Origin of the sequence: Faecalibacillus sp. (assembly GCF_047023275.1) — a bacterium.
In the GTDB taxonomy this organism is placed as follows: domain Bacteria; phylum Bacillota_I; class Bacilli_A; order Erysipelotrichales; family Coprobacillaceae; genus Faecalibacillus.
In genome coordinates this window covers 56,245-68,265 of sequence record NZ_JBKYAR010000014.1, presented here as the reverse complement: position 1 = coordinate 68,265, position 12,021 = coordinate 56,245, and the positions used below count along the sequence as shown (strand labels likewise).

Annotated in this window: 9 protein-coding genes; 5 read left to right on the top strand and 4 right to left on the bottom strand. The window is 30.9% G+C overall.

The annotated features are described in order from the left end of the window. The first annotated feature begins 716 nt into the window (after nt 1-716). Entirely contained in the window at nt 717-2,714 is a 1,998-nt protein-coding gene (locus ACLVEP_RS06520; RefSeq protein WP_412583705.1) for an FAD-dependent oxidoreductase, read from the top strand. A 13-nt stretch (nt 2,715-2,727) separates the two neighbouring features. Further along, complete coding sequence (locus tag ACLVEP_RS06515) at nt 2,728-3,612, top strand: shikimate dehydrogenase (protein ID WP_412583703.1); 885 nt, start codon at nt 2,728-2,730, stop codon at nt 3,610-3,612. A gap of 31 nt (nt 3,613-3,643) precedes the next feature. Here ACLVEP_RS06515 and ACLVEP_RS06510 read toward each other — a convergent pair whose 3' ends face one another. Then, nucleotides 3,644-4,321 (bottom strand): Crp/Fnr family transcriptional regulator, encoded by a 678-nt coding sequence (locus tag ACLVEP_RS06510; RefSeq protein ID WP_412583701.1) that lies wholly within the window; start codon nt 4,319-4,321, stop codon nt 3,644-3,646. Nucleotides 4,322-4,409: 88 nt separating this feature from the next. Further along, nucleotides 4,410-5,267 carry a LysR family transcriptional regulator gene (locus ACLVEP_RS06505; protein ID WP_412583699.1) on the bottom strand — a complete coding sequence of 286 codons (858 nt, stop codon included), beginning with the start codon at nt 5,265-5,267 and terminating at the stop codon, nt 4,410-4,412. A gap of 208 nt (nt 5,268-5,475) precedes the next feature. Between ACLVEP_RS06505 and ACLVEP_RS06500 the strand changes: the two genes are divergently transcribed. After that, on the top strand, nt 5,476-7,041 hold the full coding sequence (locus ACLVEP_RS06500) for a DDE-type integrase/transposase/recombinase (protein WP_412582242.1): 1,566 nt from the start codon (nt 5,476-5,478) through the stop codon (nt 7,039-7,041). Nucleotides 7,042-7,358: 317 nt separating this feature from the next. Next, nucleotides 7,359-8,831, top strand: a complete 1,473-nt coding sequence (locus tag ACLVEP_RS06495; protein WP_412583697.1) for a family 1 glycosylhydrolase — start codon at nt 7,359-7,361, stop codon at nt 8,829-8,831. 26 nt (nt 8,832-8,857) lie between these two features. On the opposite strand, the gene ACLVEP_RS06490 is transcribed toward ACLVEP_RS06495, so the two are convergent. Beyond that, complete coding sequence (locus ACLVEP_RS06490; RefSeq protein ID WP_412583695.1) at nt 8,858-9,739, bottom strand: LysR family transcriptional regulator; 882 nt, start codon at nt 9,737-9,739, stop codon at nt 8,858-8,860. A 107-nt stretch (nt 9,740-9,846) separates the two neighbouring features. Between ACLVEP_RS06490 and ACLVEP_RS06485 the strand changes: the two genes are divergently transcribed. Next, on the top strand, nt 9,847-11,121 hold the full coding sequence (locus ACLVEP_RS06485; protein ID WP_412583694.1) for a serine dehydratase subunit alpha family protein: 1,275 nt from the start codon (nt 9,847-9,849) through the stop codon (nt 11,119-11,121). 33 nt (nt 11,122-11,154) lie between these two features. On the opposite strand, the gene ACLVEP_RS06480 is transcribed toward ACLVEP_RS06485, so the two are convergent. After that, nucleotides 11,155-11,910, bottom strand: coding sequence for a ThiF family adenylyltransferase (locus tag ACLVEP_RS06480; RefSeq protein WP_412583692.1), 756 nt, complete (start codon nt 11,908-11,910; stop codon nt 11,155-11,157). Between the last annotated feature and the right edge of the window lie 111 nt (nt 11,911-12,021).

Sequence of the window (12,021 nt, the reverse complement as noted above, 5' to 3'; positions counted from 1 at the left end):
CAACGTGCCCTTCTAGGGCGAGTACATACCACGTCTTTTAGGCGTGGTTATGATTATTTTCAAAAGAAAAGCGAAACTTAAAACCATAATAGACAAAGTCTCTTTTAAAAGGTAGGAAGAATTTATAAGATAAAGAAAAAGGAAAAAAAGAACTATGAAAGATTAATTATCACTATTTTGTAAATAAGGGAAATCACCTAAATAAAAATGATATATTAAAACAAGAAGAATGTCGCTTTAAAACATTTAAGCAAAATATCACCGTCAAATTATTCAACAAATCATAGAGGCTACTAAAGCGTATGATAAACCTTTTGCATCAAGAATTATTTATAAAAAATAAAATCATTGTTGAATACAGTGAACAAGAAAATACGTCAAGGTTAAAACGAAAAGAAAAAGTTTGTCATGAAATAAAACATTCTTCATAATATGTCTTTTTAGAGAGTATGCAATCACATCTTTATGATTATATGATTGATGATGAAAGTTATGGTATCTATGGAGACGTTTTTCTCTTTAGGAAAATGATGAATTTGTTGGAACAATTACTTTTACGGGATAAAGACCATAGAAGATCATGAAGTGATTATTCAAGCGTTAGAAAAGGTATTTCAAGAAAGAAATTGAAATACCTTTTTTGTGATATATGTCACACTTTTTATATTTATCTCTTATTTTTTCTTTGTTAGAATTAATCGATGGAGGATGATGATATGAATCAATATAAAAAATTATTTGAACCAATCACTATTAAAAATATGACTTTAGATAATCGATTAGTCATGACACCAATGGGAACAAACTTTGGTGAACAAAATGGTGAAATGAGTTTTTTACATATGGATTATTATGAAAGACGTGCTAAAGGAGGCTATGGTCTTTTAATTGTAGAAAATGCTTGTGTGAAATATCCAGAAGGAAGTAATGGAACAACACAACTTCGTATAGATGCTGATAATTATATTCCTCGCCTATATAAACTTTGTGAAACGATTCATCAATATGGAACAAAGATAGCAATTCAATTAAATCATGCAGGAGCCAGCGCGATGGAAAGTCGTATTGGAATGCAACCTGTTTCTGCCAGTGCTGTTGCTAATAAGGAAGGTGGAGCAATTCCTCGTGCATTAACGGTAGAAGAAATTTATAGTATTGCAGATGATTATGCAATGGCTGCTAAAAGAGCACAAACTATTGGTTTTGATGCAGTAGAAATTCATGCTGGGCATTCTTATTTGATTTCTCAATTTTTATCGCCACTTACAAATAAACGAACAGATGAATTTGGGGGAAGTTATGAAAACAGAGCACGTTTTGCACGCATTATTGTTGAAAAAGTAAGGAAAGCAGTAGGTACACAATTCCCTATTATCATAAGAATTTCCGCAGATGAATTTTTAGAAGGAGGAAATACTTTAAAAGACTCAATAGAATTACTTAAATATTTTGAACAAGAAGTTGATATGATTGATGTTTCTGCTGGATTAAGTGATTCTATTCATAAACAAATAGATGCCAATTATTATCCTGATGGATGGCGTAGCTATATGGCAAGTGAAGTAAAAAAAGCTTTTCCTCATCAAGTTGTCATGACAACAGGAAATATTAGAAATCCAAAAGTTGCTGTTGATATTTTAGAAAAACAAGATGCAGATTTAATTGGGATGGGAAGACAAACAATTGCTGATCCAAGTTGGCCACATAAAGTAAAAATAGGACAAATCCAAGAAATCCGTCAATGCATTTCTTGTAACATCGGTTGTGCAGGGCATCGTATTGGCTTAAATAGACCGATTCGTTGTACAGTCAACCCAGATGTTTTTTATGATGATGCTTATAAAAAATTAAAAGTTAATAAACCAACAAATGTTGTGGTTATTGGCGGTGGAACAGCGGGATTAGAAGCAGCTTGTACAGCTTCTGAAGTAGGATGTACAACTTTCTTGATTGAAAAAGAAAAAGAACTTGGGGGACTTGCAAGACAAATTAGTCAAATTCCTGAAAAATATCGTGTGGCTCATTTTCCAAAATATTTAGAACATCGTGCCAAAAAACTTCATGATCTCTTTATTTTAAAAGGTGTTGAAGCAACAAGCGAATTTGTAGATAATTTTAAACCAGATATTATTGTGGTAGCGACTGGGTCGAAACCCTTACTTCCACCAATTCAAGGTTTAAAAGAAAATATTGATTTAGAAAATAATAAAGTAAGCAGTATTGACAAATTTATGAATCATCTTGATCTTTATCCTCAAGATGCAACGAATAAAGAAATTGTTATTGTTGGTGGGGGTGCTGTTGGTTTAGATGTAGCAGAGTATTTTGCTAATAGAGGAGCGTCTCCAACAATTATTGAAATGATGGATCAAATTGGACGAGATTTAGATCCTGTAACCAAATCACAAACAAAAGAAATGATGGAAAAACATCATGTAACACAAATGACTTCGACAAAACTTAAAGAAGTTCATGAAGATTATTTTATTGTTGAAAAGGATGGAAAAGAAAGTAAGATTCCATTTGATTATGGTTTTATCTGTCTAGGTATGAAAGCTTATAATCCACTTTATCAACAACTTAAAGATTATTATCAAGAAGAAAATGTTGATATTCTTGAAATAGGGGATTGTAAAAGAGCAAGACGTATTATTGAAGGAACACAAGAAGCAAGAAATATCATTCATTTATTAAAACAAAAAGAATTGTTATAGGGGGAAAATTAAAATGGCAGAAATTACAGAAAGAGTAACAGGACATACAGAACTTATTGGATTGATTGCTTATCCAATTCGTCATTCTAAAAGTCCAACAATGCATAATGAAGCATTTGCTAAATTGGGACTTGATTATTGTTATATGTGTTTTGAAGTCGATCATCATAACTTAGAAAAAACAGTAGAAGGTTTAAAAGCAATGAAGGTAAGAGGATGGAATGTCTCTATGCCTAATAAAACAACAATTGTGAAATATTTAGATCATCTCACACCTGTTGCTAAGATGTGTCAAGCAGTCAATACAGTTATTAATGATAATGGTGTTTTAACTGGAACAACAACTGATGGTGTTGGTTTTATGAGAGGATTAAAAGAAAGTGGCATTGATCCTCTTGGTAAAAAAATAACAATCGTAGGTGCCGGTGGTGCAGCAACAGCCATTGAAATTCAAGCGGCACTTGATGGTGTTGCGGAAATTTCAATCTTTAATCGACAAGATGAGTTTTACCAACAAGCTCTTACAAACTGTAAAAATATCAATGAAAATACCAAAGCTAAAGCACAAGTTTTTGATCTGGCAGATCATGAAGCATTAAGAAAAGAAATTGAAGATTCTTATTTATTTGTTAATGCGACAGGGGTAGGGATGAAGCCTTTAGAAGGACAAATGATTTTACCAGATGCTTCTTATTTAAGAAAAGATCTTTATGTTGCAGATACAGTATATGCGCCTAAAGAAACAGAACTTTTAAGAGTTGCTCGAGAATTTGGGGTTAAAAAAGCAATCAATGGTGAAGGAATGATGCTTTATCAAGGTGCAGAAGCTTTCAAATTATGGACTGGAAAAGAAATGCCAATCGAACATATTAAAGACGTTTTAAATTTAGAAATCTAATCAAAAACATCACTTCGAACGAGGTGATGTTTTAATGATAGATATTTTTTTGTTGAGCTTGTAAAACGAAATGCTTGTCTTGATAAAAAAGAAAATGTTGATCGATAAGTTGGTTTAAAATACGTGAGGTTGTTTCTCTTTTAGCACCAATTAACTGAGAAAGGAAAACAACAGAAAAGTCACCTATGATTTCAATTTGATCATTTTGTTTTTTACCAAATTTATAAGCTAAATAGTAAAGATATGCTTTTAAACGTTCTTGACTATTTTGATAAGAATTATATTTTAAAAGAGTTTGGCTTTCTTGATATTTATTCATTAAAGAAAGCTGGATTTGTTTTGAAAAAAGGGGCTGATCCAAGATGATTTTTTCCATGGTAAAGATAGGAATAATAAGCAAAACAGAATTTTTACAAACTTCTATACTAGAAGAAGCTTTTTCTTGATAAAGAGCATCTTCATTTAAAAAGTGGCCTTTTTCATCAACACTCAAAATTCTTTTTGTTGATAAATCACATTGACAAAAATGATAAGCCATCCCTTTTAATAAAAAATAAATATTTTCATTTTCTTGTTCTTCTTCTATTAATAAAGTATTTTTATTTATTTGTTTGATTTGACCATATTTTATTAATTCTTGAATAGAACTATATTCAATAGAATAAAATATTTCAAATTGTTTTAAATCAATAAGATGCCTCTTTTCCATAAAATTCCTCTTTTCTTATAAGAATTTTATGATAAATTCTTTCTTTAAAACAAGTTGATAATTTCTATGGTTTGATAGATAAAATCTATCAAACATGAAAATGAAGCATTTTTTCTATAATTTTCAAAGATAACTTTGAAATGTGTTGAGGATGATAGACAATATAGATTTCTCTTTTTTGATAAGGAAGAGGAATTTCCTTTTTAACAATATTTGAATAGGAAAGTAATGTATCATTATCTTCCATAATAGAAACAGCGAGATTAGCATTGACAAGTCCAATCATCGAATTTTCGTCATCAAAATAATTACTTGGATGGAAAGGCAAACCTTGACTTAAAAAGAGGTCCTTAATAGTTGCATAAAGTGTCATATTTTTTTGATAAGTATAAAAAGGATAATTAAGGAGATCTTTTAATTCTATATCTTTCTTTTTTGCTAGAGGATTTTCTTTTGAAAAAACAATCACGAGTTTTCTTTTAATTAAAGGAATATATTTCAATTGAGATTCATTGATTTTACTACAAATTCCAAAATCATATTGATTATCTAAAATTTTTTGAGTAATTGTTTGTGTTTTTTCACTACGAAATTGAATGTTGATTTCTGGATGTTCTTTTTGTAATTGAATAATAAAAGGAACTAGAAAACTATTAATAGCAGTAGGAATGGATGAAATTTGAATAGCTTGTTTAGGTGAAATTGCTTGAACTCCTTCTTCTAAGATTTGAAAACTTTTTGTAACATAATTTAAAAATGTAGTTCCTTCTTGTGTTAGTGTAATTGTACGTCCTTCTTTTTTAAATAAATCTACACCTAATTCTTTTTCAAGTTCTTTGATTGCAAAAGAAAGAGTAGGTTGAGAAATATAGAGAGCTTCGCTTGCTTTACGATAATGTAAGTAGTGAGCAAGGCATTGAAAATATTGTAATTGATGTAATTTCATAAAGATTCCTCCAAGATGTTTCGGTAGTGTCAAAAATCTATATTAAATAGCGTAAATACACTACCCTCCAATTTATCTATATAAACAGTAAAATGATTACTGAGTATATCTTAGTAATCATCTTTTTTTCGTTTTATACTAAAAAAGATGAAATTCCTATGTTATACTTTTTTGCGCTAACAATAATCTAACGAAAGGATATTTCATCATGCAAAGTATAACACATTTAATTGATTCTATTGAATCTTTTTCTAAACAAAATTTTAAATTCTCTCAATATTTTCAGCCTCTGAACATCTTAAACAGGATTTCTGACTCTATTTCTGATCATTTGAACAATATTGATTTTATCTATCATCTTGATGAGGCCTCTAAACATATTGACTGGCTCAACAGGTTCTTTGAAGACAATATCAATCCTGTTACAAAAAAAGAAATCTCTCATCTTAAATCTTCTAAAAACAAAGATGTCCAAATCCCCTATGCTGATTTCAAGGTCGATGAACCTCCTCTATTCAAAAATGAACTGGTTGAACAGCTTTCTTTTGAAGACATCATCAACAAAAAGAATATTGGTCCTATCAGGCGAAGAAATCCTGAATCTTTTGCATTTGACGGTGTATGCCCTTATTGTGGTGCTCCTAAAGAATATATTTATGACAATAATAAAGGCAAAGGTCAATATCAATGCAAGGCTTGCAAGAATACTTTTACCGTTAAAACGACTATCAAAGATGAGATTGGTATCTACTGTCCTCACTGCAAACGTAAGCTTGTTTTACATCATGATCGCAATGGCTATTTTGTTTACGTCTGCATGAATCAGGACTGTTCCTATTACAAACATAATAAAGAAGTTTTAGACAGTGATGACAGGGATTCTCTTATTACCTCCAGTAATCAGTATCGTCTTAGATATCACTATCGCGAATTCAAATTTGATATGAAATCTCTTAAAAAGGTATCTCAGTCTTTAAATACAGGATTTAATATTTCCAGAATCCATTTTGATCATAAAGTCCTTGGTCTTATTTTGACGTATTACGTCAATTATGGTCTTGGTGCCAGAAAAACTGCTCTCATCATGAAACAAATTCATGGTGTGCGTATTTCTCACCAGACCGTCATCAACTATGCCAATGGTGTATCATCTCTTGTAAAAGATATGGTTGATCATTATCCTTATAAGATTGGTTCACTTCTTGCAGGGGATGAAACTTACATCAAAGTCAGGGGTAAAAATCAGTATGTTTTCTTTTGGTCAGATCCTCATTCCAAAATTATTACATCCCATACGATTTATCCAACTCGTGATACTGAATGTGCCTGTAGATCCATCTATGACTGTTTGAAACATTACAATGGTAATATTCCTGAAAACCTTACTCTTATTACAGATGGCAACCCCATCTATAATGCCACTCAGGTCTTTTTTGATATCAATGATATCAAGTTTGATCTTCATCAAGTCATCGGTGTTAAAAATAAAGATGAGACATCTAAAAAATATAGACCTTTCAAGCAGATTGAAGAAAGGCTCAATCGTACATATAAGCAGAATTATTATGGAACTAATGGTTATGACAAAATCGAAGGTGCCAACAGCTACATGATTCTTTTTGTATGCTTTTTTAACTTTCTAAGACCACATTCATCATTAGGATTTAAAACACCCGTCACAGGATTATTTGATAATGATATGCTTATGCCTGATCAATGGCTTAAACTTATTGAAATATCACATCATTATCATCCGACAAATACAGCCAACTGATCATTTCTCTAAGATATGTTCCTAGAGACGATACCCTCATTGCGCCTTTTTCAGGCTTTTTTTATTGTCTTTTATAATCCGTTGGTTTAGAAAATTCCGAAATATTCAGTTTTATAACTTTTTGGATGATTTCACATCGTTCATTGAGTCCTGAAACCTATGATTTTATATAGTTTTCATAAACTTTAGACTCTACCGATGTTTCTATTATAACGAATTCTTTTTCATTTGAAAAATGAGTTTTCAAATAATGAAAAAATGAAACCGAATACAATAAAATGAATATAATAAGTAACGAACAAACAGGAGGAATTCAAATGGGATTTAAAGAAGGATTTTTTTGGGGAGGAGCAACAGCTGCAAACCAATATGAAGGTGGATATTTAAGTGGTGGTAAAGGTCTTGCTATTCAAGATGTCATCACTGGTGGAGATGGAAGAAATAATATTCCTAGACGTATGGCTTTAAAGCTTGCTGATGGATCAACAAAATTTATTGATCGTCGTGGAACTGAAGTACCTGATGGTGCTGTACCATATGTGGATGAAGATACATATTATCCAAGCCATGTGGCAACTGATTTCTATCATCATTATAAAGAAGATATTGCATTATTTGCAGAAATGGGATTTAAATCATTCCGTATGTCTATTAACTGGACAAGAATTTTTCCAAATGGGGATGAAAAAGAACCTAATGAAGAAGGTTTAAAATTCTATGATGATGTTTTTGATGAAATGTTAAAATATGGTATTGAACCACAAGTAACAATTGTACATTTTGATTTACCACTTCATTTAGCAACAGAATATGATGGTTGGTATAATAGAAAAACAATTGATTTCTATATGAACTATGTAGAAACGATTTTCAATCGTTATAAAAATAAAGTTAAATATTGGTTAACATTTAATGAAATCAATTTCTGTAAAGATTACACAAACTTAGGAATTACAGAAGCTTTATCTAGACCAGATAAAGTTGCACAAGCTGTTCATCATATGCTTGTTGCTGCAGCAAAAACAGTAATTCGTGGGCATGAAATCAATCCAGAATTTCAAATTGGGATGATGATCAATTATTCAGAAATTTATCCAGAAGATTGTAATCCAGAAAATATGTGGAAACGTATTACTGAAAAAAGATTACGTACATTCTATACAGATGTTCAAAATAAAGGATTCTATCCAGAATGGAAACTTATTGAATATAAAAATGCTGGTATTGAAGTAAAAATGGAAGATGGTGATCTTGAAACATTAAAAGAAGGTACAGTAGATTATATTGGATTCTCTTACTATTCAACAAGTGTTGCGACTGTAAACGTAGATGCTAAAAGAACAGCTTCTAACTTAGAAAGTGCTGTTAAAAACCCTTATTTAAAAGCAAATGATTGGGGATGGCAAATTGATCCAGTTGGTCTTCGTATTGTATTAAATGAATTATGGGATCGTTATCATAAACCACTATGGATCGTTGAAAATGGTTTAGGAGCTATTGATAATGTTGAAGAAGATGGTTCAATTCATGATCCTTATCGTATTGATTATATGAAACAACATATCATTGAAATGAAAAAAGCAGTCGATGAAGATGGTGTTGATTTAATGGGATATATGCCTTGGGGATGTATCGATGTGGTTTCAGCAGGAACTGGTGAAATGAGAAAACGTTATGGATTTATTTATGTAGATATGGATGATGATGGAAATGGTGATTTACACCGTGCACGTAAAGATTCTTTCTACTGGTATCAAAAAGTATGTCAGTCTAACGGAGAAGAGTTATAAAAAAGAATTGCGAATGCAATTCTTTTTTAATGTTTTTCTTTTATTAATTGAAAGAATGCCTTCATTTCATGAGAAAGCCATTTGTTTTTATGGCAGAGAAGTTGACGATAGACATCAATTTGGTAATCAGGAATATTAATTTGAATGATTTTTTTATTTTTTAAATCATTTTCTAAAATATATTTTGGTAAAAAACTGATATATTGATCAAGTTTCAATAGTTCTAAAAGTAAATCTGTATTTTTAGATTGAATAAAAGGTTTGATTTCTAAATGGTCTTCATGAAGCCTTTCTTCGAGAAGGCGACGATAACTGGCATCTTTTTCTGTTAAAATAATAGGATAAGCTAGGATATCTTGAATTGTTGGTTGTTTAATTTTGCAAATTGGATGATGACATGATGCTACAAAAGTAACTTCTTCTTTAGATTGATATATTTTTAGCCAATCTGTATCTAAAAGCTGTTGATCAACTAAGTATGCAAAATCAATATCATTATTTTTAAGCATTTTTAAAAGTCCTTCAATTGTATCTGTTGTAATCGAAACAGATACATGAGGATGGTATTGATGATATTTACAAATAAGCCGAGGAACTATGGAAGAACATAATGAATCAATCGTTCCAATTGTAAGATGACCATTAAGTTCTAAAGAAGGGTTAATAGCTTCTTTTGCACATGAAATATCATCGAGTATTTTTAAACAATGTTGATAAAAAGTTTTACCATGATTTGTAAGAGTTACCTTTTTACCTAAACGATCAAACAATTGCACACCCAGTTCTCTTTCAAGATTTTTAATATGAACGGTGATGGATCCTTGACAATAATCTAACTTTTTAGAAGCTTTTGAAAAACTGCCTTGTTGAACAATTGTTGTAAATGAAATAAGTTCTTGTATTTCCATAAGAGTCTCCTATTAAAAAAATTAAACATATCTATTAAAATCATTTAATTTACTTGATAACACATTCATATTAAACTAGAGTTATCAATTAATCAAGGAGTATTTACATGAAAAAGACAGAACAAAAATATCAAACGTATGTTCAAATATTAAAAGAAGAATTGATTCCTGCTATGGGATGTACAGAGCCGATTTCATTAGCGTATGGAGCCAGCCTTGCTAGAAAAGTATTAAATCATCTACCTACAAAAATTGTTGTAGAAGCAAGTGGAAGTATTATAAAAAATGTAAAGAGTGTTATTGTTCCTCATACACATCATTTAAAAGGAATTAAAGCAGCTGTTTGTGCTGGAATCATAGGAGGCAATGCTGATCAATATTTAGAAGTATTAAGTCAAATTGATGAAAAAACAAAGAAAGAAATTGATCAATATATAGAAAAAGTAGATTTTGAAGAACATTTTTTGGAGAGTTCAAAAGTATTTGATTACATAATAACGGTTTGGAATAAAAAAGAGTATGTAAAAGTGAGAATAAGTGATTCTCATATGCATGTTGTTTGTATAGAAAAAAATGGAAAAATACTTCAAAAAGAGAAAAGTATTATAAAAAAGGAAAAAGCAGATCGCTCATTATTAGATATAAAAGATATTTATGATTTTATAACGACTGTTGATTTGAGCGATATTCAAGAAATTTTAGAAAGACAACTAGATTATAATTATGCGATAGCTTGTGCAGGTTTAAATGATAATTATGGAGCTAATATTGGAAAAGTTCTTTTAAAATCTTTTGGCAATGATGTAAAAAATAAAGCGAAGGCTTATGCTGCAGCTGGTAGTGATGCAAGAATGAATGGCTGCGAATTGCCTGTTGTTATTAATTCGGGGAGTGGTAATCAAGGTATGACATGTTCTTTACCTGTTATTATCTATGCTCAAGAATTAAAGGTTTCAAAAGAAAAAATGTTTAGAGCGTTAGCTCTATCTAACCTTGTGGCGATTCATGAAAAAAGTGGTATTGGAACTTTATCAGCTTACTGTGGGGCAGTAAGTGCCGCTACTGGAGCTGGTGCAGGGATTGCTTATTTATACGATGAAGATTATCAAGCTATCATTCATACAATTGTTAATACACTTGCGAATGTTTCAGGAATTGTTTGCGATGGTGCCAAAGCTTCTTGTGCAGCAAAAATTGCTTCTAGTATTGATGCGGCTATTTTAGGCTATCATATGTACAAAAATGGACAAGAATTTAAATCAGGGGACGGACTTGTGATGGAAGATGTTGAGGCAACGATTCAAAGTGTTGGGCGATTAGGTAGAGAAGGAATGAAGGAAACAAATAAAGAAATTATCAAGATGATGATTCATGAATCATAAAAGGAAGTATTGATTTGTCAATACTTCCTATTTTTATTTTGAAGTTAAATCTTTAATAACCTCACTTGCAATAATTAATCCTACGGTAGAAGGAACAAAGGCATTACTTCCAGGAATATCTCTTCTGGTAGTACATTTTCTTTTGGTTCCTGGTGGGCATACACAATGTGTTTGGCAACTAATTGATAAATCATCAATTGGGCGAATTGGTTTTTCTTCAGAATAAACAACTTTTAATTTTTTAACATGTCTTTTTTTAAGTTCTCTACGCATGACTTTTGCTAGAGGACATACTTTAGTTTTATAAATATCTGTGATTTTAAATTGGGTAGGATCAACTTTATTTCCAGCTCCCATACTTGAAATAATGGGAATATTGTGTTCTTGGGCTTTTAAAACAAGTTCGATTTTTGCAGAAACTGTATCAACTGCATCTATAATATAATCATAATCTTCAAATGAAAAATCATTTGCATTTTCAGGTAAAAAGAAGCATTGGTGTGTTTGAACGTTGACTTTTGGGTTGATTTTTAACATCCTTTCTTTCATGACATCTGTTTTATATTGACCAACTGTATCAAAAGTAGCGATGATTTGACGATTGAGATTTGTTAGACAAATTTTATCATCATCTATTAAATCAAAAGAGCCAATTCCACTTCTTACAAGCGCTTCGCCTACATAACCACCGACACCACCTAGACCAAAGATGGCCACACGGCTGTTTTTAAGTTTTTCCATGGCTTCTTTTCCATATAATAATTGAGTTCTTGAAAATTGATTTAACATAAAAGCCTCCTTAATCATACTAAACGACTATGAATTGATTATAGACATACTCGTTGCTCTAGTCAATCTTTTTTTAAATAATAGTTGACTTAGTTAACATTATTTAATAGA